This window comes from Segatella maculosa OT 289, from assembly GCF_000243015.1.
Taxonomy (GTDB): domain Bacteria; phylum Bacteroidota; class Bacteroidia; order Bacteroidales; family Bacteroidaceae; genus Prevotella; species Prevotella maculosa.
Genome location: NZ_JH594503.1, coordinates 184227 through 206229, shown reverse-complemented (window position 1 = coordinate 206229; position 22003 = coordinate 184227). Strand labels below are relative to the sequence as shown.

Genomic DNA, 22003 nt, shown 5'->3' with positions numbered 1-22003 from the left:
AAGGGCATTCGCTTGCTTGCAAATATCAATTTAAAACACGATATTTGCCTTGTGATAAACAATGAAAAAGGAGCGGTATGCCAGAGATAAGTCGATTTTATGGATTATTATCTAATGTATATAGCAGACCATAACCCGCCACATTTCCATGTTTGGTGTGATGATTATAAAGCAACAATGACCATAACTGATGGAATAATCATCGGTTCTTTGCCTCGTAGGGCTATTAAAATGGTGTATGAATGGCTTGATTTGCACAAAGATGAATTAATGGAAAACTGGAAACGGCTCTCTAATTATGAAGTTGCTAACAGGATAGAACCCTTAAAATAAACGATAATGGGACAGCAAAAGAAAGCTCAACTACTGACGGTTACGGCTGCAGTGTACGTAACTGACAACACACTTCGCATCACTTTCAGCAACGGAGAGGAGCGGTTGCTCGACTTCACTCCGCTGATGCAGCAAGGAATTTGCCGAAAATTGCAGGATAAAAACTATTTCAAATCGTTCACATTAGACCCGTTTACGATTGATTGGAACAACGAAATAGGTTTTGCGTCCGAGTATCTTTACGAGCAAAGTGTGCGCTTATAAGGGGCGTTGTCGGTTTCTTCGCGCTGCTGTTTTGTAAATTTTATGGACCAAAAAACAGGCTGTTTCATCCGTGCCATCTGGAGAAGGAGAGGCCGAAAAAGGACTGTTTTTGTGCGTTTTTTTGTGCGTTGCTTCGCTATCTGGGCCATTTTTGCATGCAAAGTGGCTGGTTTTGTGCGGCTGAATGGCTGAAATGACGGACTGAAACGGCAGGTTTTAGCGCGTCATTTCATTCATCTTGCATGTTTTATTGCGTTATTTTGTGTTGTGATTTACTGCAAACCGAATAACTGTTTGGTTCATAGCGCATTGCAAAGTGGCCCTGAAATGCGCATATTTTCAGCGAAATTGCTGCCCGTTTTGAATATCGAAATCCTATGAAGTGCTTTGTAAATAATTTTACAGACTTTATTCTGTTTCCGAAACAGCCTTATTTGGTATTGCTTCATCACCCGTTTTTGGCCGGTTACAGCATAAGAATTGTTAAAAAGAAGGCTCGTATGAAACCATGAAAGGAATTAATTCGTAAATTTGCCTCGCTAAAACTATTTGAGAATATAGGGTTTTCTGAATGGGTTTACAATGGAATAGGATAACCATTTGCATGTATGACCATGTCAAGATAGATAAATTAAAATAAGAATTTAATATATATAGGTATGAAAATGAAGAAAAGTTTGTTTGTAACGGCGGTCGCTGTCTCGCTTACGGCTTGTAGCGGAGGAGGCGGAATGCCTAATTTTGGGAACGATGAGTACCCTGTTGAGACGATAGGTACGAACAGTGCATCGTTGCAATCCACCTATCCTGCAACCATAAGAGGCATTCAGGACGTGCAAGTGAGGCCGAAAGTGTCGGGCTTTATCACGAAGGTTTATGTGCATGAAGGGCAGGCAGTGAAGGCCGGTCAAGTGCTTTTTGCCATCGATAGTGAGACATATCGGGCCGCAGTTCGGCAGGCTCAAGCCGGTGTTAACACTGCTCGTGCACAGTTAAACACGGCGCGTTTGACTTACGAAAACAATAAAAAACTGTTTGATAAGCATGTGATTGGGCAGTTTGAATTGGCCACTGCGCAGAACAGTTTCGCCACAGCTCAGGCCTCATTAGCGCAAGCTGAGGCTTCATTGGCATCTGCAAAGGAGACCTTAAGCTGGTGTTTAGTGAAGAGTCCTGCCGCAGGAGTGGTGGGCAGTTTGCCTTATAAAGCAGGCGCATTAGTCAGTGCTTCGTCGCCAGATCCATTGACTACGGTTTCTGATGTCAGTACGGTTGAGGTGTTCTTCTCCATGTCCGAGCGTGACATTTTGGGGCTTACAAAGACCGCAGGTAGCGTAGGTGAGGCGCTGAAAGAGATGCCTTCGGTGAAGCTTTTGCTTGCCGATGGGACCGTATATGGCCACCCCGGCAAGGTAGTAAAGGTGAGTGGGGTGATCGATGCGGCCACGGGTGCCTATTCAATCATTGCACATTTCGCCAATCCGGAGCGTTTGTTGAAGAGTGGGGGAGCTGGTCAGATCGTGATACCTCGCACAAACAGCAACGCAATCGTCATTCCGCAAGAGGCCACAGCGTCTGTCCAAAACAAGTTATTTGTATATAAAGTGGGCAAAGACAACAAGGTAAACTACTCCGAAATCAAGGTGGATCCGCAGAATGATGGCAATACTTACATCGTTACAAGCGGACTTTCGGTAGGTGATCGCATTGTGGTTAAAGGCCTGACAAAGCTGACCGACAAGATGAAAATCACGCCGGTGACGCTCGCAGCCTATCAAAAGAGCATTGATGATGCTGCTAAACTCGGTGCAAAACAAAGCTCGGCAAGTGGCTTTGTGGGTGCAATGACAGGAAAATAAAAGAAGAACTATGACATTTACAAACTTTATCAAGCGCCCGGTATTATCGACGGTGATATCCATCTTCTTCGTCTTGCTGGGTACTATAGGTCTGGTTTCGCTGCCTATCGAGCAGTATCCGGACATCGCACCGCCTACCATATCGGTGATGACCAGCTATACGGGAGCCGATGCACAGACAGTTTTGAACTCTGTTATTACGCCGTTGGAGGAGAGTATCAATGGTGTGGAGAACATGACCTATATGTCTTCCACCGCAACCAATGCGGGAATGGCGATGATTACCGTGTATTTCAAACAGGGATCTGATGCGAATATGGCGGCTGTCAACGTGCAGAACCGTGTTCAACAGGCTCAGGCTTTGTTGCCAGCTGAGGTGACTCGCGTGGGTGTTACGGTCTCCAAGCGACAGTCTTCCAATGTAATCATGTATTCATTGACCACGGAAGACGGTCGATATGATGGGCAATTCCTGACCAACTACAACAATATTAATATTGTTCCTCTGCTGAAACGTATCAAAGGTGTAGGTGATGTTCAGACGCCGGGAACAGAGACTTATTCCATGAGAATATGGTTGAAGCCCGACAAAATGAAGCAGTATGGCCTCGTTCCTTCAGATATTATGGGTGTATTGGCAGAGCAAAATATCGAAGCAGCCCCTGGTTCTTTGGGCGAAAATGGGTCAGTTGCCTACGAATATGCATTGAGATATAAAGGTCGTTTGAAGAGTGCTACGGAGTTTGAGAACATACTTTTGACCAGTTCAACGACTGGTCAGACATTGCAATTAAAGGACATTGCCAAGGTAGAATTAGGCTCATTGATGTACAATGTGAAGCTGAATAACAACGGACAGCCTGCAGTTTTGGGTATGGTTAACCAGATTGCAGGTTCCAATGCGACCGATATTGCCACGGATGTAAAGGCAGCTTTGAAAGAAGCCAGCAAGAGTTTCCCTCCCGGAATGGAGTATACCATCGAACAAGATACCACGGAATTCCTCTTTGCTTCCATTGAAGAAGTGATAGTAACGCTGTTCATTACGTTGGCATTGGTGTTCTTTGTGGTCTACATTTTCCTACAGGATATGCGCTCGACACTGATACCTTTGATTGCTGTTCCAGTGGCATTGATTGGTACTTTCTTCTTCCTTTGGGTCTTCGGCTTCTCAATCAACCTGCTTGTTCTTTCAGCCTTGCTGTTGGCTATCGCTATTGTTGTGGACGATGCCATTGTAGTTGTCGAGGCTGTTCACGCCAAATTAGACCAAGGTTACAAGGATGCTATGAGCGCATCTATTGATGCAATGAATGAAATATCGGGCGCAATCATTTCCATTACCTTAGTAATGGCGGCCGTGTTTGTGCCGGTTTCCTTCCTTGGAGGAACGTCCGGAACCTTCTATCGCGAGTTCGGTGTGACGATGGCGCTATCGATTGTCATCTCAGCCCTCAATGCTTTGACGCTCTCTCCGGCTTTGTGTGCTATCCTATTGAAGCCACATGACGAAGAAAAAGACGAGACTAACAAGAACTTCGTACGTCGTTTCCACAGCAATTTCAACCGTGTTTTCGACAAAACAACAGAGAAATATAAGAAAGGTGTCACCCGTATCATCAACCATAAGCTATGGGCTTCGCTTGCTGTTGCAGTGGGAATAGTGGCTTTGATCATTACGATGGCGACCACAAAAACAGGGCTTGTGCCCAATGAAGATACGGGAACGCTGTTCATAATGATATCGGCTAATCCGGGAACAAGCCAGGAACGAACGGTTGAAATCGTTAACGAAGTAGATAAGATGCTGGCAAGTAATCCTGCCATTCAGCGGCGCGAAGCGATTATTGGCTATAACTTCATTGCCGGACAAGGGTCGGATCAGGCTACTTTCATCATCAAGTTGAAGCCTTTTGATGAGCGTTCTGGTGGCTTCTTCACCCGTATCAAGAATGCGATTTCACAGGGTGATCTGATGGCTTTGTTTGTAAATCCGCTGGAAGCCAATTCTGTTTTGGGTATGATTTACAAGCAAACGGCTTCTATTAAAGATGCCCAAATCTTGGCATTTGGCCCTCCTATGGTTCCGGGTTTCTCTGTTCAGAATGGTATTACGATGACCATGCAGGACAAAACTGGTGGAGATTTGAACAAGTTCTTCACCATAACGCAGGACTTCCTCAAGGAGTTGAACAAGCGACCTGAGGTTCAAAAGGCCATGACAACATATAATCCAAACTATCCACAGTACATGGTTGACGTAGATGTTGCTAAGACAAAGCAAGCCGGAATCTCCCCAACTGTGGTGTTATCTACGTTGCAAGGCTACCTTGGAGGAATGTATGCGTCTAACTTCAACGCCTATGGTAAGCTCTATCGTGTGATGATTCAGGCCGCACCTAACGACAGATTACGTCCCGAACAGCTGAGTAATATCTACGTACGCACAGCAAGTGGGAAGATGTCTCCAGTCTCTGAGTTCTGCAGTTTAAGGCGTGTTTACGGTCCATCCAACATTGCTCGCTTCAATTTGTTCACGGCTATTAATGTCAGTGTGACCACAGCTACGGGCTATTCTACAGGACAAGCCATGGAAGCTATAGCCGAAGTGGCAAAGAATACGCTGCCCCAAGGCTACGGATATGAGTATTCCGGACTGACAAGATCAGAAGCCGAAAGCAGTAATACCACGGCCATTGTGCTCGTGCTCTGCGTGATTTTCGTCTATTTGATCTTGAGTGCGCAGTACGAAAGCTATATTCTTCCGTTGTCGGTACTGCTCTCTATCCCATTCGGATTGGCTGGAGCGTTCCTCTTTACGCAGCTTTTTGGCCACTCCAACGACATCTATATGCAGATTTCGCTCATCATGTTGATTGGTCTTTTGGCCAAGAATGCCATCTTGATCGTGCAGTTTGCGCTTGAAAGACGACGCACCGGAATGGCCATTAAGTATAGTGCTATCCTCGGAGCTTCCGCACGTTTGCGTCCGATTTTGATGACTTCGCTGGCCATGGTCATTGGTCTTCTGCCGTTGATGTTCGCAAGTGGCGTCGGAAAGAACGGTAATCAAACCCTCGGAGCAGCTGCCGTCGGCGGTATGTTGATTGGTACCTTGTGCCAAATCTTCGTCGTTCCGGCTCTGTTTGCGGCTTTCCAATGGTTGCAGGAGAAGTTTACTCCGCTGAAGTTTGAAGACGAATTGAACGAGGAAGCAGCCACCGAACAGGCGCAATATGCCCATAGTAACGGTGCTGTAACCCCACAAAAACATAACATCTGAATGATAATGAAAACGAATAAAACGCTATTGCTCATGGCATTTGCAACCATCTTGCTGACGGGTTGCAAAAGCCTTTACGGCAAATATGAGCGTCCCGAGGTCAACACTTCAGGCTTGTTCCGCGACGCTATGGCCGACCGTGACACGCTGGCTGTCAGAGATACGTCGAGTTTCGCCAACATTCCGTGGCGCAAAGTCTTTACCGATCCGCAGTTACAAGGGATCATCGAGAAGGGATTGGCCCACAATCCGAATCTCCTCAACGCTGCTTTAAGCGTGCAGATGGCCGAGGCTCAGCTCAAAGCTGCCAAGCTTTCGTTCCTCCCTTCGTTTGCTTTTACGCCCCAAGGCACTATCTCTTCGTGGGACGGAAACCCCGCATCGAAGATTTATAGCCTGCCCGTTAACGCAAGCTGGAACGTGGATTTGTTCGGAACCTTGCTCTCTTCGAAACGCTCGGCACAGGTGGCAATGCTGCAAAGCAAGGACTATCAGGTGTCGGTTCAGACCAAGTTGATTGCCAACATCGCCAATATGTACTACACATTGCTGATGCTTGACAAGCAAATGGAGCTGGTGACAGACATGGAAAAGCTGACGAAAGACACCTGGGACATCATGCTTTTGCAGAAAGATGCAGTCATCGGAGTGCGCTCAACGGCTGTCCAAAGGGCCGAATCCAACTACTATTCGGTGCTTACTCAGAAGGTGGATATCAAGCGACAGCTGCGGGAAACCGAGAATGCTCTTTCGCTTTTGATAGGCCAACAGGCCCAAACAGTGAGCCGAGGCAAGCTCGAAGACCAGCGTCTTCCGACCGAATTCTCTACCGGAGTGGGTGTTCAACTGCTCAAAAACCGGGCAGATGTGCATGCTGCCGAGATGGCTTTGGCCCAGTGTTTCTATAATGTGGAGACCGCACGCAGCCGATTTTACCCCGGACTTAACATCAATGCTGTCGGTGCTTTCACCAATAATAGCGGCATGGGTATCGTGAATCCGGGCAAATGGTTGCTCACTGCGGTGGGTTCTCTCACGCAACCTATCTTCCAAAATGGCCGACTTGTGGCTGGCTTAAAGGTAGCCAAAGCTCAATATGAGCAGGCATATAACACTTGGCAGAACGCCATTCTGGCAGCCGGAAGCGAGGTAAGTAACGCCTTGGTGCAGTATAACAGCGCCGAAGAAAAGTCGAAAGTAGAGGCCAAACAGATTGAGGTGCTCCGCAAAAACGTGGACGATACCAAGGATTTGATGGCCAGTGCAGGCAGCACTTACCTTGAAGTCATCACCGCACAGAGCACTCTTCTCAACGTCGAACTCTCCAAAGTGGCCGACGATTTCAGCAAGATGCAGGCCGTGGTCAACCTCTACAGTGCTTTAGGAGGGGGAGCTAAGTAATGTGAAATGAGGAATATGGAATATCAACTTCACATTCAACATTCCTCATTCTGCATTAAAATAACTTCACATTCAACATTCATCATTCAACATTAACAGCTATGTCAAGTGAAATAAATCCAAGAGCAGAGGTGTCGCCTAAGGCAAAAATCGGCGACAACTGTAAGATATTCCCGTTCGCATACATTGAGGATGACGTGGTGATCGGCGACAATTGCGTCGTTTTCCCATTCACGAGCATTCTCAACGGCACGCGTATGGGCAACAACAATAAGGTACATCAGGGTTCAGTCCTTGCTGCTTTGCCGCAGGATTTCAACTTCTGTGGCGAGCAAAGTGAGCTTGTTATCGGCGATAATAACATCATAAGAGAGAACGTAGTCATCAATCGTGCAACGCATGAAGGCTGTAAAACGGTCATCGGAAACGGTAATTTCTTGATGGAAGGTGCCCATATCTCCCACGATACTGTGGTGGGTGACCACTGCGTTTTCGGTTATGGAACGAAGATAGCCGGCGACTGTTGCATCGAAGATAACGTCATTTTCAGTTCCAGTGTCATTGAAAATGCGAAGACACGTGTGGGATGTTGCGCCATGATTCAGGCCGGAACGACCTTCTCGAAAGACGTTCCTCCCTACGTTATTGCAGGCGGAAAGCCCGTCGGTTATGGCGGTCCTAACACGGTGATGATGGACGCTAACGGCATAGAAGAGAAGGTTCGGAAGCACGTAGCCAATGCTTATCGGTTGGTATTCCATGGACAAACGAGTCTGTTCGACGCCATTCGGCAGATCGAAGACCAAGTGCCCGACGGTCCGGAAATACGAAACATCGTTGCTTTTCTCAAGGCAACGCAAGCCGGAATCATTAGTAAAATATAGCTATACCTATGCTTTAACTCTGTATTTGGGGAGGGGTTTGCCGTGAGGCAAGCCCCTTTTTGATGCAAGAGGGAGCCTCCTCCGACCCCTCCGCAGGAGGGGAGAGCGAACAGCATGGGTCAATCGGGAAAGCATAGTTTGGAGATTGATAATCAACCGTTTACATCTTGCGTTGCAATCTCAGCCATATTGCGCGGTAAAATGGGTGAGATTAGCGGCTAATATGGGTGAGATTACACGGTAAAATGGGTCATGTTGCAAACCGAGGTCATTCATCATGGTCGGCTCCCTCATGGCTCTTGCGAAGCAAGCATGGGCATATCGGGCGGCAATATGGGCCTGAATGACAGTTTGTAAGCCTTGAAGTATGAAAAAAAACAAATCTTACCACTTGCCAGTTTATATTTTAAAAATTGCAAAGAAGCCCCGCTTTATTTTGCACATCTTGGAGAATTGTATATATTTGTGACTGAATATGGGAACGTTATACATTGTGCCTACGCCCGTTGGCAACATGGAAGACATGACGCTTCGGGCCATTCGGATATTGAAAGAAGCCGATCTTGTGCTGGCAGAAGACACCCGTACGTCGGGAATCTTGCTGAAACACTTCGACATCAAGAACCGTTTGATGGCACATCATAAGTTCAATGAGCATGGAACGGCACAAGGAATTGTGGAGCGATTAAGGGCAGGTGAGACCATAGCATTGGTGAGTGACGCCGGTACTCCGGGCATTAGTGATCCCGGTTTTTACCTGTCTCGCGAGGCTTCCCAAGCCGGAATAGAAGTCCAAACGCTTCCCGGTGCAACGGCATTCGTGCCAGCTTTGGTGTCATCGGGGCTGCCGTGCGACCGCTTCTGCTTTGAAGGTTTCCTGCCACAGAAGAAAGGTCGGCAGACACATCTGCTCGCATTGCAGGACGAAACGCGCACAATGGTGTTCTATGAGTCGCCTTATCGCCTCGTGAAAACGCTGACGCAGTTTGCCGAAGTGTTCGGCGAAGACCGCCGGGTGAGCGTGTCGCGAGAGATATCCAAGGTGCATGAGGAGCATGTGAGGGGCACTTTGAAAGACGTTATAACCCATTTTACGGAAACAGACCCGCGTGGTGAGATCGTTATCGTGCTGGCGGGACGAAGTATAAAAAAGAATAAAGATCAGAAATCAAAATTAGAGGAGTGAAGAATTATGAAGAAATTATTGTTCGTAACAGCTGGTGTAGTGTTGCTGGCTCTTACAAGTTGTAATCAAGACAAGGCGAAAAACCATCTTGCAAGTGTTGAACAATCCGACTCATTAAAGCAGATTCTTGCGCAGAAAGATACGGAAATCAACGACATGGTGGGCCTGATGAACGAGGTTCAAGAGGGCTTTCGTCAGATTAACGAGGCCGAAAACCGCGTCACGATAGCCAAGGATGGCGAGGGAAACAATAGCAAACAGGTGCTAAGAGAGAACATTAAGTTCATCACAGAGCGCATGAAAAAGAACCGAGAACTCATCACTAAGCTGCGTCAACAGCTGTCAACAAGTTCGCTAAAAGGCACACAACTCAAGTCAACCATAGACAATTTGGTGAAGCAATTGGACGAGAAAGACCAGCAAATGCAGCAACTTCGCGCCGAATTGGACGCCAAAGACATTCACATCGGCGAGCTGGATGAGACGATAAACAACCTGAATTCCAACGTAAGTCACCTGACAACGGAGAGCGCACAGAAGACAGCAACGATCAATGCGCAGGACAAACAGCTCAATACAGCATGGTATGTGTTCGGCACAAAGGCTGAGTTGAAGGAGCAACGTATTATTGCCGACGGCAAAGTGTTGCAGGGAAACTTCAACAAGAACTACTTTACGAAGATTGATATCCGCGTGGATAAGACCGTCAAACTGTATTCCAAGTCGGTCAAGATCCTTACGCTTCACCCGTCAAGTAGCTACACTTTGACCCGTGATGTCAACAAACAATACACCTTGAACATTACAAATCCACAGCTATTCTGGAGCACAAGCAAGTTCTTGGTCATTCAAGTGAAATAAAAAATAAGGTAGATAAGGCTCCCCTTTACATCAGAAAGGGGAGCTTTTTCATGTATTTATGATCAGTCAACTCGATATTTGGTTTCTTGCCATAGCCTTAGGCATGGATTGTTTCGCTGTTTCAATGACGTGCGGCATTATCGTCAAGCAGTTTGTTTGGCCCATTACGCTCCGCATGGCCATGCTTTTTGGGCTCTTTCAGCTACTGATGCCGTTGGCTGGTTGGCTTGGAATCAGTCTCTTTGCCCACTATTTAGAAGAGGTGGACCATTGGATTGCCTTCGGTTTATTGGCTTTCTTGGGAGGCAGAATGATTAGGGATGCGTTCCTTCCTGCCGAACGACACTCGATGAACCCACACACATTGAAGACGCAACTGATGTTGGCTGTGGCCACAAGTATCGATGCTTTGGCCATAGGAATATCGTTTGCATGCATGGGTTTCAGGCACATTGCGACGCTTGCCTACCCACTTTTCGTCATTGGGTTGGCCGCTTTCATGCTGTCTGTCGCCGGAATGTACCTTGGAACCCACTTCGGTAAGCCGATAGAACGCAGGCTGAAGCCCGAATTGTTGGGTGGACTTATCCTCATTGCCATTGGCATTAAGGTGCTTGTCTCGCATCTTTGTGAATAAAGTCCCGCTTTTCGGGCCTTATTCCGTCACTTCTTTGTCAATATACTTCCTGTCAACGATGAGCAGAACGAACGGTTGCATTGTATAAGATTGCTTCTTTCCGCGTGTAATCTTGCATTTCAAGCGCAACGTTTTCCCCTCTTCCGTCAGCGAAAGCGGCGTGATATGGGTCAGAGTGTCGGTCTCCGGCAGCACTTTTGCAATGACAAACTGCTTCTTAAAGTCTATTTCTGTCGGCTGACCGTCCTTACCCATGAAAGCAGCCATACCGAAATACTTACCGAATTCCAGCTCCGTTGTCATCTTCAATGACATGGAACGCGGCGAATTATTGACGAAAAAGTAGTTCTTGGCCACCTGATATTCAACGGCTTTTTGACTCTTTGTGCAGCCCATCAACAGAAAAGCGGCACACAACAACATGATAATTTTTTTCATATTCCTTTGTTTTGGTTATTTGATTCTTACTCCTATCTGCAGTTGGAAGCCCGTAGGTTTATCCTTATAACTGTTTTGTAGATCGCTTCCATTGTTGAAATAGTGGCTCACACCCGGCTCCGCATACAGATGAAGCTGCTTGGTGAGCCGGTATTCCAAGCCAACCGCCGCGTTGACCGACCATTGCAAGCGATGCTCTTTGAGCGAAATTGTCTCCGAATGTTGCTGCTCTTGCGCCGATACCTGCGTGAACTTCAACTGTCCGTTGACCAATTTTTCGACCTCACCTCCTACCGTTGCGTAGACACGAAGCTGCTTGTGTTGCCATAATCCATAGCTTACGGCCAGCGGAATGCCTACGTAATGCAGGCGTTGCAGCCCGTTTTCCGACTCCGAACCCGTCAGATTGACGTCGGCCGACATGTAACTATAGGTCAAACCCGTGTGAACCGACCACCTTTCACCCATGCGATAGCCGACGGAAAGCCCCACTTTCACGGGCTGCCGATGATGATATTGTAATGCATGATAGCCCGGTGCGGCTATCGGCTTTTCGCCATTGGGCTCCCGAAGCATGACATTCAGCAGCCGTTCATTCCCATGCAGGCCGTTTCCGCCACTGTTTGAAAGACCGGTTCCCTCGGTATAGGCACTCCATGACAGGCGGTGAGCGAGGCGAGATGCCGGGTGTGAGGGGATATTCGCAGGGCCGTTAGTGGGCCGTCGGGCTGGTCTTGCAGGCCTTTGTTCAGGGGGCTGCACCGTTGTTTCGGTGGTCGAGGCGACCGAAAACGGCTCTGTAGGCACGGAATTCACGGCCGAAGCAGCTTTAACCTCTTGCACGTTCCGGGCCGCTATGGGCCTTATGGGCTCTTTGCCGGCCCATACAGCAAGCCGTTGCCGCAGGTTTTGCTGTCGCAAGTCGGCCACTTGCTCAAGAACTTGTGTCGGTTGGTCGGTCACGGCCTGCTTTTGGGCCGTGAGCGGCATTGACGTTGGCTCCGAATGCTGCAGCCACCACACGCCCACACCCGCGATAACGGCCGTCAAGCAGGCTGCCGCCCACCACAGTTTACCCGTTCCGACGTGGGTGGTTTGCGAAGAATGCGCCGGCGTAAGGCCGCGACGCTGCAGCTCGGCCTTGATATTGTCGAGCAATTCTTGCGGAGGCGCCTGTCGATGTCCCTGCAAGCGTTGTCTGATGTCGTCTGTCCAATTCTTCATACGCGCTGTTCTTGTTGTTTCCGGTGTTCTTTAATCATACGTGCAAGCATTGCCTTCGCCTTGTGAAGTTGCGAGGCCGAGGTGTCAACTTTGATGCCTAACAGTTCCGAAATCTGCTGATGACTCATTCCTTCCACCACATATAGGTTGAAAACCATGCGGTAACCCGGCGGCAACCGGCCTATCATGGCCGTTATTTCCTCGGCATTCAGCGTGCTCACATCGGGCGTTTCATCGGTCTGATCGGGCAGGTCTTTGTCTGTAAACACCATACCTGACGTTGCTATTCGGCGTAGAAAGAGCAGCGATTCATTGATGACTATGCGCGTAGCCCAGGCTTTTAGCGACCCTTTTCCACGGTAATTGAAGCCCGAAGCATTGCTGAACATCTTGATAAAAGCCTCTTGTAAGACGTCTTCCATGTCGTCTTTTCGAGGGATATAGCGGGCACATACCGCTGTCAGATGGGGAGCATACGTCGCATATAGCAAGTCTATGGCAGTGGCATCTCCCCTGCTTAACTTGCGAACAATGGCCTCTTCCTTGTCTGTAGTGAATAATTTCATGCCGCAGTGAACCCTATCTACTCTTAGAACGTCATTTCCGTTGTTTTCTTATATCTGCCGTTTTCCTCGTTTCACCTATTAAATACACAGAAGCGGATAGCTTGCCTCAACTTTCAATGTTTAACCTTTCTTAACCAAACGTCAGGCAAGTTTATGCGCTTAATGCACTTTATAGGGCAAAGATACGATTAATTTTTAAATTCAAAAAGACAATGAAAACATCTAAAAAACAACTTTCTTTCTTGGGTTGCCTCGCAATCCTGTCGCTCATGTTCGTTGCTTGTGACCCCGGTAACGATGATACCAAGGTGCTGACACCTGCAGAAAAGCAACAAGCCTACCTTGAAGTGAAGGGCAACTACGCGGGCGATTTCATCTATCCGGCCAAGAATGAGAAGAATCCGAAGGACAATTCCGACACATTGAAAATCAAATGGGACATCATGACCGACAGTACGGTCTTCATAAAAGACTTCCCTTTGAGTGTATTTGCCAACTATGTGAAGGACAAAGACCTGAAAGAAGCATTGAAAAAGGCCCCCAACAAAGACCTGAAATGCCTGACCAACTACTATCGGCTCGCCCCTGCAGGCTTCTTGTTGAACCCGGTTAAGCAAGAGTTTACACTGAAATTCGGTGGCAAAGACCATAAGGTTGCCGTCTATTTCTATATCAACAACCGTTTTTCTTTCGGCTTGGTTGTCAAGAAACCTAATGTACGTATGCAGATTGTTGCAGGCGCAATACAGATGGATGCAGCCTCGAACAACTACCTTCAAGTGCCGGTTGCCTTAGTCTTCGATGGCGCTCCGCTTCCAAGTTCCAGCCCCAAAGGCAAGTAATCCGTGCGGCGACGTTGACAACGGACAAGACATAGCGCCCTTGTTTATGGCCACATACCCCGCCATCTGACGGAGAACAGCGGACCGAAACAGGCATAAAAGAAACAAACGCGGGTGTATCATCATTCATTTGATGGTGCACCTGCGTTTCAAATAGCGCATATTGCGCCCCGGAAAACCGATTTCTGTTTCGGTTGGTGAGTAGCTTCCGACACATGTTCTTTCTTATTGAAATGTCATCAAATCCATATTGATAATCAACTACTTACATCCTGCATTCCAATCTCACCCATTTTACCGTGCAATCTCAGCCATATTGCACGGTAAAATGGGTAAGATTGCGCGGTAAAATGGCTGAAACAGTATTGCAAGATGGGCGGAACCGGTTTGCAAGACGGTTGAAACCGAATCGCAGAAAGGTGAAAATGGCCGCCAAGGGTCAATCTTGCTTGCTTCTCGTTCACAGTTTCTTCGGTCGCGAAGTGTTAAGAACGGAGATTTGATTTTTGCAAAACCGATGGCGAGATGCTGCATGTGCGAAGGCATTTCACTGTTGCCGGGCATCGAATTCGTCTCGTTTTTATTTTGATATGTCGTTGGTTTGCATTAATTTTGTAGTCAGAACAACAACATAAATCATACACGATGACATATACTATTGAGAAAGTAACCACACTGATAGGTGCGCGTCGTTTTGGTGAACACGTGGCAAGAATAGGCTTTATCCTTGCAGACAGCCGCTCACTTTGTTTTCCTGAAGAGACACTTTTCTTTGCGTTGCGGTCGGAACGCAATGATGGGCATCACTATATTCCCGAGTTATATCGTCGTGGTGTAAGGAATTTCGTGGTGACGGAGGTGCCGTTCAATCGCGAGACCGACTATCCCGATGCCAACTTCCTGAAGGTGGTCGACACATTGGAGGCACTTCAGCGCTTGGCCGAGCGACATCGTGACGAATTCAACATACCGATAGTCGGCATTACGGGCAGTAATGGTAAGACAATGGTGAAGGAATGGCTCAATCAGCTGCTGAGTGACGACCTGTTTGTGACGCGTTCGCCCCGCAGTTACAACTCGCAGATAGGCGTTCCGCTTAGTGTTTGGCTGCTGAACGAGCACACACAGGTGGGCGTTTTCGAAGCCGGCATCAGTCAGGTGGGCGAGATGGCGGCCCTGCATGACATCATTCAGCCCACCATTGCCGTGCTGACGAACCTCGGAGACGCCCATCAAGAGAACTTCAGCAGCAAGGAAGCGAAGTGTAAAGAGAAGCTGAAGCTTTTCCGCGACGCCAAGGTTGTTGTCTATAATGGCGACGACGAGCTGGTGGGTCGCTGTGTGAGCGAGCTAAAAGACCTGAAGGGCGAGCGTCTCTTCTGGTCGGTTGCCGACAAGCGTGCACCTTTCTTCGTGAAAGCGATAGAGAAGAAAGCGCAAACCACCGAGGTCACCTATATATATAAAGGTGAAGAGCATCGCTATTCCTTGCCATTCATCGACGAAGCATCGGTCAATAACTCGTTTGCCTGCGCAATTGTTGCGCTGACATTGGGCATCGGGGCCAACAAACTCGGCGAGCGCATGCGGCAACTTGAGCCGATTGCCATGCGTTTGGAGGTGAAACAGGGGCGTCATGGCTGCACGTTGATTAACGACAGCTATAATTCGGACATCAATTCACTGGATATTGCGCTCGATTTTATGAACCGTCGGCCCGATCATCAAGGACGTCGGCACACGCTTGTGTTGAGTGACATCTATCAAAGCGGCATGACCACGCACGAACTTTACGAAGAAGTGGGTCGATTGTGCCGGCAACGAGGAGTTGAAAAGTTCATCGGCATAGGCGAAGAACTAAAGAAACACGCCGCAAGCATCAAGCTGTCCGAGGAGTATTTCTTTGACAACGTTGACGAACTGATAGGCAGCGATGTGTTTAAGCAGCTGCATGACGAGGTGATTCTCATCAAAGGGGCACGGCGTTTCGGCTTCGACAGGCTGACGGAACTGCTTGTTCGGAAGGTGCATGAAACGACGTTGGAGGTTAATCTCAATGCCGTTGTGAAGAACCTGAACCGCTATCGCTCGTTTATGAAGCCCGAAACCAAGCTCGTATGCATGATCAAGGCCGATGCCTATGGTGCCGGTAGCGTTGAAATCGCCAAGACACTGCAGGACCATCGCGTGGATTATCTGGCTGTTGCAGTGGCAGACGAAGGCGTAACCCTGCGGAAAAACGGCATCACGAGCAGCATTATGATCATGAATCCCGAGATGACGGCCTTCAAAACCATGTTCGATTACGACCTCGAGCCCGAGGTTTATTCGTTCCGTCTGCTGGATGCGTTGGTGAAAGCGGCCGAAAAAGAAGGCATCACGGGCTTTCCCGTCCACATTAAACTTGATACGGGCATGCATCGTCTGGGTTTCGACCCGCAAAAAGACATGGATGAGCTCATCAAACGGCTGAAACGCCAGACAGCAGTCATTCCCCGGTCGGTCTTCAGCCACTTCGTTGGTTCCGACAGTGATGATTTTGACGACTTCAGTGCCCGTCAATACGAACTTTTCAGGCTTGGGGCGGATAGACTTCAAGCGGTATTTGACCACAAAATCCTGTTCCACATGGACAACAGTGCCGGAATTGAGCACTTCCCCGACCGCCAGATGGATATGTGTCGGCTGGGATTGGGACTCTATGGCATCAATCCGCGTACCAATGAAACCCTTGATAATGTCAGTACCTTGAAGACAACGATACTCCAGTTGCGCAAGGTTCCGGCCGGAGATAGCGTCGGTTACAGTCGAAAGACCATTCTTGAGCGCGACAGTATGATAGCCGCTATACCCATAGGTTATGCAGATGGACTCGACCGGCACTTGAGTAACCGCCGTGGTTACTGTCTTGTCAACGGTCAAAAGGCTGACTATGTGGGCAATATCTGCATGGATGTGGCTATGATCGACGTGACCGGGATCGATTGTAAAGAGGGAGACAGCGTCGAAATCTTTGGCGATCGCTTGCCGGTTACTGTGCTTAGCGACATCATCGGAACCATTCCATACGAGGTGTTGACGGGCGTCAGCAACCGTGTCAAGCGCGTTTATTTCCAAGACTAAGGCTCTTCCTATACATGGGGCTTGGTGTTCTGTTTCGATACAAATCATACTGTTTGTAGAAACATTTCATACAGTCTTCGTAACTTTTGGTGTCTACGTTGAAAACATAAAGACGTAGTGCTTTGTCGTGTTTTAATTAAATTTGCAAACGAATGACTTCGATAGTCGCAAATCATGGAATACAGATAAAGTAACAATAACCTAAACACAAAGTAGCTATGAGGAAAAAGACGCTTATGCGGAGCAAAGATTTCTTTTGCAAGGTTGTCATGACGGCTTTCATGCTGTTATGGACAACGAGTATCTGTGCCAAAACGGTCACAGGAAAGGTGTTGTCGGCCTCAGACAACGAACCTTTGCTGGGAGCAACCGTGATTGTGCAGGGCAAACAGGGTGGTTCTGTGACCGACCTTGATGGTAACTTCTCTATAGAGGCCAATGATGGGCAGACGCTTGTCGTCAGTTATATCGGTTTTATCACGCAACGTGTGAAAGTGAACGGCGACAATTTGGTCATCAAATTAGAAGAAGAAGCCAACTCCCTCAACGACGTTGTCGTCATTGGTTATGGTGTTCAGAAGAAGAAACTCGTCACCGGTGCCAACATTAATGTTAAAGGCGACGACATTGCAAAGCTGAATACCTCCAATCCTTTGCAGGCCTTGCAGGGGCAAACGCCCGGTATGACCATCATTTCGCAAAGCGGTCAGCCCGGTTCGGGGCTGAAAGTGAACATTCGCGGCATGGGAACTATCAACGGAAGCGACCCACTTTATATCATAGATGGGATACGTGGCGACATTGCTTCGCTGAATCCGGCCGACATTGAAAGCATCGATGTACTGAAAGATGCGGCTTCGGCTGCGATTTATGGCTCACAATCGGCCAATGGTGTCGTGCTCATCACGACCAAGAGCGGCAAGGAGGGACGCGCAGTCGTCAGTTTTGATGGGTATGTCGGCTGGCAGAACAAACCACGTTCGGTTAAAATGCTCAACGCGCATGAGTATATGACGATACTTGATGAGCAGGCTATCAACTCAGGCAAGCAGCCTTACGATTGGTCGGCTTATAAAAGCATTTACAATGCAGATGGAAGTGTGGTCGATACCGATTGGGTTGACCAGATGTTTCGGAAGAATGCGCAGACGGGTTCTTATAATATAGGTGTCACAGGTGGCAGTAAAACCGGGAATTATGCCCTCACTCTCGGCTATATGAACCAAGAAGGAATCGTTGGCGGCAAGGATGTCAGCAACTATGAACGCTATAACTTCCGTGTCAATTCGGATTGGCAGGTGAAACCTTGGCTGAAAATAGGTGAGCAGGTGAGCTTTATCTACACGAAGAATCGCGGTGTTTCCGTGGGAAATGCCTATAATAACACTTTAAAAGGAGCTTTTGGAATGTCTCCTTTGGTTCCCGTCTATGGCAAGAACAACTACAAGAGCCCTTATTTGAACACGAAGTTCATGGATTGGCAAGATGTCCAAGCGATGGGAAATCCATACGGTTTGATGATGACCAACACCAACAATGAGAACAATGCGGCCCGTTTCAGTGCCAATGTCTATGCCGATGCCGAATGGCTCAAGGATTTGCACTTCCGAACAGTTGTAGGTTACGAGTATTATAGCTCAGATTACCGTAATTTCACACCCATTTACGAGTTCAGCGACTATTCGCGGAATATCAATCAAACGCGTGTTAGCCAGAATGCAAGCCACAATCATCAGCTTACATGGACCAATACGCTGAGCTATAGTTGGAAATGGAAGGCGCATAGTCTCAATGCGCTCGTCGGAACCGAGGCCTATCAGTTTAGTGGAATCGGCGTAGGTGCGGGTCAAGGTAAGCTAAAGAGCGGCTTCGATGATTGGAGTCACGCCTATATCAGCAATGGAACCGCCTCTTCTCCTGAAGACGGACTGAGTGCAAGTGGTGCTCCTGCTTTGAAACAACGCATGTTTTCTTACTTCGGACGTGCTGGTTGGAATTGGAAAGAGACCTATATGCTCAATGCAACACTGCGTGCTGACGCCTCAAGTAAGTTCGCGCGGGGAAACCGTTGGGGCTATTTCCCCTCTGTAAGTGCAGGGTGGTTGGTTTCAAATGAGCGCTTTTGGAAGCCGGTAGCCAACATTTTGGATTATTTCAAACTGCGTGTCAGCTGGGGACAAGTGGGCAATCAGAATATCGGAGACCTGATGTTTGTATCTCCCATCACTACGGCTGGCGTTTATTATCTGTTCGGTAATCAATATGGTGCTGCCGCTCAGGCCCCATTCTATGGAGCTTACGAGAGTAGATTGGCAAATGAAAAGGTGAAATGGGAGACATCAGAGCAGATAGACCTTGGTTTTGATGCCCGAGCCATTGACGGTCGGTTGAATATTAACTTCGATTGGTATTACAAAACGACGAAAGATTGGCTCGTAGTTGCCCCGATTTTGGCTACAGCCGGGACGGGTGCACCTTATATTAATGGTGGAGACGTAAAGAATACCGGCGTGGAAGTGGGCTTAAGTTGGAGCGATCGCCTTGGTAAGGACCTTCATTATTACGTCAATGTCAATGGAGCTTATAACCATAATGAGGTAGGAAACATTCCAACGGAGGACGGAATCATTCATGGAACCGACGGCAATGGGCAGCTTTATGATAATTCCACGGAGTTCTATCGTGCCAGTAACGGGCGTCCTATAGGCTATTTCTGGGGCTATAAGACAGCAGGAGTCTTCCAAAATCAGCAAGATATCAATGATTGGATAGCTGCCGGGAACGGTGTTTTACAGAGCGATGTGCAGCCGGGTGACGTGAAATACTACGATATTGACCATAATGGGGTCATCAATGACGCTGATAAGGTGAACCTCGGCAATGGAATGCCCGATTTTACTTATGGTTTTACCTTGGGTTTTGACTATAAAGGCTTCGATTTTAATGTCACTGCGAATGGTATGGTGGGCAATGATGTCGTACAGGCTTACAGGAATGTTGGTACGAAAACGGCGAACTACACGACCGAAGTATTGAGTCGGTGGACTGGAGAAGGCACAAGCAACAAGTATCCTCGTGTAACAGAGAACAATATTAACTGGCAGTTCTCCGATTTGTTCATTCATGATGGAAGCTTTCTACGTGTAAGTAACATCACGTTGGGCTATGATTTCGTGAAAATACTCAATACACAGTTGTTCTCTCAGGCTCGTTTGTACTTCCAAATTCAGAATGCTTTGACGTTCACCAAGTACAATGGCATGGATCCGGAGATTGGATATGGAGTGAATAGCTGGGCTTCAGGCATCGATCTTGGCTATTATCCCCGTCCCCGTACGATTTTAGTGGGCGTAAATCTTAAATTCTAATTAGCTAAAGACATTAAATATGAAAACAAATATAATAACAATGGCGGTTTTGTCCATGTTTTCAGCCGTAGTTTTCTCTTCGTGCGGTGACAATTGGCTTGACGTAACGTCGAAGACAGAGAGCAATTCTGCAAATTACTACAAGAGTCAGGAAGATGGTTTGCGTGCTCTTTATGCCTGTTATGACGGTTGGCAGCGAACAGTTTCGGATGGACCAAGCTTCACTATCTATCAGCTTACCGAGACAATGAGCGATGAATGTTTTGGAGGAACGGGCAATACAGATGGTCGAAACACGCAGGTTTTGGATCGTTTTGATATGAATCAGGCGCCATCTTACACAGATATGCACAATACGCTTTGGGCTTCGTATTATGCGGCCATCTTTCGCTGCAACGAATTCATTGATAAGGCCGGCGGAATTGCATGGGATGATGACCGAGCACGCGCCACCTATCTTGGTGAAACGTATGCCATTCGGGGCCTATGTTATTTTGATATGGTGCGCACATGGGAGCATATACCTCTCTTGTTACATGCTTCTAAGGACAATATCCCGCAAGCTGATCCGGATTCTGTCTATGCTCAGATTGTGAAAGACCTTACCTATGCTGCAGAAACTATCCCTTCAAATGCCTATCCAAAGGCAGATGCTGCCAAGAACGATGGTCATATCACGCGTTATGCTGCAATGGGAATGCTGGCTCGCGTCTATCTGTTCTATGATGGCTATTATAATCATAATGAAGGTAAGCCTGTTCCCGGCGGACTTACAAAGGAAAAGGCCTTGAGTTATTGCGAAGAAGTAATCAAAAGTGGCGAATATGGACTGATACCTCAATTCAAAAATCTCTGGCCTGCAGCTTCTGATGACAAAACAGGCAAGTATCTTGACCATTGGGTGGACAAGTCTTCGTATGCAGGTGTAGGAAACAAGGAGACAGTTTTGTCGATGAAGTTCAACTATACGGCCGATTATAACGGCAATAACGATGGAAACCGTTTTGTCGTAAACCTCGGTATGCGAACCGGAGCCAATGTTTACGATCGCTATGGTCAGGGATGGGGCGCATTAACCGTCAATCCTAAGCAGGCTTCTGTCTATGGTCCGGGCGACACCCGCCGCCAAGCTTCAATCATAGATTGCCAACAACTGCGCGATTATGAAAAGAATTACATTGCTGACCAGCGTGAGTACACCGGCTATGCCATCAAGAAATACACTCCACTCAGCAAAAACATGACGGCAGAAGACGGGACAACGTCGTTGGTTTCCTACTTGCAAGGCGACATGGCCGGCGATTTCATGATCTCTCAATATCAAGATTGGATTCTTCTTCGCTATTCTGACGTACTCTTAATGGCTGCGGAATTGGGCAGTAGTAAGGCACAACAGTATTTGAATGAAGTGCGCAAGCGTGCTTATACACAGGACGATGGTTCGCTAAATGGCAATTATGTTGCTGTTACTCCTACGAGAGAGAACATCTGGAAGGAGCGTCAAAGGGAGTTCGCCTTTGAAGGTATCAGATATTGGGACCAACTTCGGCAGGGATTACGGGCCGCTGCAAACCAGATTGCAGAGCATAATACCGTGCTGTTGAGTGGTGGTGTGAGGGAAAGAATCAGCATTGAGGCTGAGAATATCATCAAGAAACGCGGCTTCTGCCAGATACCTCTGTCACAGATTACGTTAAGTAATGACGTACTTAAGCAGAATGCGGGTTGGTAAAT

Annotated in this window: 16 protein-coding genes and 1 pseudogene; 14 read left to right on the top strand and 3 right to left on the bottom strand. The window is 47.7% G+C overall.

Annotated elements, in window-relative coordinates; genetic code table 11:
* The first annotated feature begins 99 nt into the window (after window positions 1-99).
* The 9 genes from HMPREF9944_RS06820 (at window position 100) to HMPREF9944_RS06775 (ending at window position 10708) form a co-directional block, all read left to right on the top strand.
* On the top strand, window positions 100-333 hold the full coding sequence (locus tag HMPREF9944_RS06820) for a DUF4160 domain-containing protein (RefSeq protein ID WP_155814627.1): 234 nt from the start codon (window positions 100-102) through the stop codon (window positions 331-333).
* A 6-nt stretch (window positions 334-339) separates the two neighbouring features.
* The gene (locus HMPREF9944_RS06815) at window positions 340-597 is read left to right on the top strand and encodes a DUF2442 domain-containing protein (RefSeq protein WP_008565383.1); all 258 of its coding nucleotides are present in this window, start codon (window positions 340-342) and stop codon (window positions 595-597) included.
* Between the two features lie 659 nt (window positions 598-1256).
* Entirely contained in the window at window positions 1257-2456 is a 1200-nt protein-coding gene (locus HMPREF9944_RS06810; protein ID WP_008565382.1) for an efflux RND transporter periplasmic adaptor subunit, read from the top strand.
* 10 nt (window positions 2457-2466) lie between these two features.
* Window positions 2467-5739 carry an efflux RND transporter permease subunit gene (locus HMPREF9944_RS06805; RefSeq protein ID WP_008565381.1) on the top strand — a complete coding sequence of 1091 codons (3273 nt, stop codon included), beginning with the start codon at window positions 2467-2469 and terminating at the stop codon, window positions 5737-5739.
* Window positions 5740-7140 carry an efflux transporter outer membrane subunit gene (locus tag HMPREF9944_RS06800; RefSeq protein ID WP_008565380.1) on the top strand — a complete coding sequence of 467 codons (1401 nt, stop codon included), beginning with the start codon at window positions 5740-5742 and terminating at the stop codon, window positions 7138-7140.
* 101 nt (window positions 7141-7241) lie between these two features.
* Window positions 7242-8024, top strand: coding sequence for an acyl-ACP--UDP-N-acetylglucosamine O-acyltransferase (gene lpxA, locus HMPREF9944_RS06795; RefSeq protein ID WP_008565379.1), 783 nt, complete (start codon window positions 7242-7244; stop codon window positions 8022-8024).
* Window positions 8025-8499: 475 nt separating this feature from the next.
* Window positions 8500-9210 (top strand): 16S rRNA (cytidine(1402)-2'-O)-methyltransferase, encoded by a 711-nt coding sequence (rsmI, locus tag HMPREF9944_RS06785; RefSeq protein WP_008565377.1) that lies wholly within the window; start codon window positions 8500-8502, stop codon window positions 9208-9210.
* Between the two features lie 6 nt (window positions 9211-9216).
* Window positions 9217-10071 (top strand): Cbp1 family collagen-binding glycoprotein adhesin, encoded by an 855-nt coding sequence (locus HMPREF9944_RS06780; protein WP_008565376.1) that lies wholly within the window; start codon window positions 9217-9219, stop codon window positions 10069-10071.
* 58 nt (window positions 10072-10129) lie between these two features.
* Window positions 10130-10708: a manganese efflux pump MntP gene (locus HMPREF9944_RS06775; RefSeq protein ID WP_008565375.1), complete on the top strand. Its 579-nt coding sequence runs from the start codon at window positions 10130-10132 to the stop codon at window positions 10706-10708.
* An 18-nt stretch (window positions 10709-10726) separates the two neighbouring features.
* Here HMPREF9944_RS06775 and HMPREF9944_RS06770 read toward each other — a convergent pair whose 3' ends face one another.
* Genes HMPREF9944_RS06770 through HMPREF9944_RS06760 form a run of 3 tightly spaced genes read right to left on the bottom strand, consistent with a single transcriptional unit; the run spans window position 10727 to window position 12936 of the window.
* Complete coding sequence (locus HMPREF9944_RS06770) at window positions 10727-11146, bottom strand: hypothetical protein (protein WP_044113481.1); 420 nt, start codon at window positions 11144-11146, stop codon at window positions 10727-10729.
* A 15-nt stretch (window positions 11147-11161) separates the two neighbouring features.
* On the bottom strand, window positions 11162-12370 hold the full coding sequence (locus tag HMPREF9944_RS06765; RefSeq protein WP_008565373.1) for a porin family protein: 1209 nt from the start codon (window positions 12368-12370) through the stop codon (window positions 11162-11164).
* Entirely contained in the window at window positions 12367-12936 is a 570-nt protein-coding gene (locus HMPREF9944_RS06760) for an RNA polymerase sigma factor (RefSeq protein WP_008565370.1), read from the bottom strand. Before HMPREF9944_RS06760 ends, HMPREF9944_RS06765 begins: the two co-directional genes overlap by 4 nt.
* A 212-nt stretch (window positions 12937-13148) precedes the next feature.
* Between HMPREF9944_RS06760 and HMPREF9944_RS06755 the strand changes: the two genes are divergently transcribed.
* From HMPREF9944_RS06755 to HMPREF9944_RS13510, 5 genes and pseudogenes are all read left to right on the top strand, one after another.
* On the top strand, window positions 13149-13778 hold the full coding sequence (locus tag HMPREF9944_RS06755; RefSeq protein WP_008565369.1) for a DUF4840 domain-containing protein: 630 nt from the start codon (window positions 13149-13151) through the stop codon (window positions 13776-13778).
* A 645-nt stretch (window positions 13779-14423) separates the two neighbouring features.
* Window positions 14424-16901, top strand: coding sequence for a bifunctional UDP-N-acetylmuramoyl-tripeptide:D-alanyl-D-alanine ligase/alanine racemase (locus tag HMPREF9944_RS06750; protein ID WP_008565366.1), 2478 nt, complete (start codon window positions 14424-14426; stop codon window positions 16899-16901).
* A 218-nt stretch (window positions 16902-17119) separates the two neighbouring features.
* A complete protein-coding gene (locus tag HMPREF9944_RS06745) occupies window positions 17120-20269 on the top strand; it encodes a SusC/RagA family TonB-linked outer membrane protein (protein ID WP_244861132.1) in 3150 nt (1049 codons plus the stop codon).
* A gap of 19 nt (window positions 20270-20288) precedes the next feature.
* Window positions 20289-20975: pseudogene (locus tag HMPREF9944_RS13515) on the top strand (RagB/SusD family nutrient uptake outer membrane protein); the annotation flags it as partial.
* Window positions 20961-22001, top strand: a complete 1041-nt coding sequence (locus tag HMPREF9944_RS13510; protein WP_406674629.1) for a RagB/SusD family nutrient uptake outer membrane protein — start codon at window positions 20961-20963, stop codon at window positions 21999-22001. The pseudogene HMPREF9944_RS13515 and the gene HMPREF9944_RS13510, both read left to right, overlap by 15 nt.
* Window positions 22002-22003 lie beyond the last annotated feature (2 nt).

Coding starts and splice junctions, on each gene's coding strand:
- HMPREF9944_RS06820 (WP_155814627.1), top strand. CDS start 100: ATGGATTATTATCTAATGTATATAGCAGACCATAACCCGCCACATTTC.
- HMPREF9944_RS06775 (WP_008565375.1), top strand. CDS start 10,130: ATGATCAGTCAACTCGATATTTGGTTTCTTGCCATAGCCTTAGGCATG.
- rsmI (WP_008565377.1), top strand. CDS start 8,500: ATGGGAACGTTATACATTGTGCCTACGCCCGTTGGCAACATGGAAGAC.
- HMPREF9944_RS13510 (WP_406674629.1), top strand. CDS start 20,961: ATGGGAATGCTGGCTCGCGTCTATCTGTTCTATGATGGCTATTATAAT.
- HMPREF9944_RS06780 (WP_008565376.1), top strand. CDS start 9,217: ATGAAGAAATTATTGTTCGTAACAGCTGGTGTAGTGTTGCTGGCTCTT.
- HMPREF9944_RS06815 (WP_008565383.1), top strand. CDS start 340: ATGGGACAGCAAAAGAAAGCTCAACTACTGACGGTTACGGCTGCAGTG.
- HMPREF9944_RS06770 (WP_044113481.1), bottom strand. CDS start 11,146: ATGAAAAAAATTATCATGTTGTTGTGTGCCGCTTTTCTGTTGATGGGC.
- HMPREF9944_RS06800 (WP_008565380.1), top strand. CDS start 5,740: ATGATAATGAAAACGAATAAAACGCTATTGCTCATGGCATTTGCAACC.
- HMPREF9944_RS06765 (WP_008565373.1), bottom strand. CDS start 12,370: ATGAAGAATTGGACAGACGACATCAGACAACGCTTGCAGGGACATCGA.
- HMPREF9944_RS06755 (WP_008565369.1), top strand. CDS start 13,149: ATGAAAACATCTAAAAAACAACTTTCTTTCTTGGGTTGCCTCGCAATC.
- lpxA (WP_008565379.1), top strand. CDS start 7,242: ATGTCAAGTGAAATAAATCCAAGAGCAGAGGTGTCGCCTAAGGCAAAA.
- HMPREF9944_RS06750 (WP_008565366.1), top strand. CDS start 14,424: ATGACATATACTATTGAGAAAGTAACCACACTGATAGGTGCGCGTCGT.
- HMPREF9944_RS06805 (WP_008565381.1), top strand. CDS start 2,467: ATGACATTTACAAACTTTATCAAGCGCCCGGTATTATCGACGGTGATA.
- HMPREF9944_RS06810 (WP_008565382.1), top strand. CDS start 1,257: ATGAAAATGAAGAAAAGTTTGTTTGTAACGGCGGTCGCTGTCTCGCTT.
- HMPREF9944_RS06760 (WP_008565370.1), bottom strand. CDS start 12,936: ATGAAATTATTCACTACAGACAAGGAAGAGGCCATTGTTCGCAAGTTA.
- HMPREF9944_RS06745 (WP_244861132.1), top strand. CDS start 17,120: ATGAGGAAAAAGACGCTTATGCGGAGCAAAGATTTCTTTTGCAAGGTT.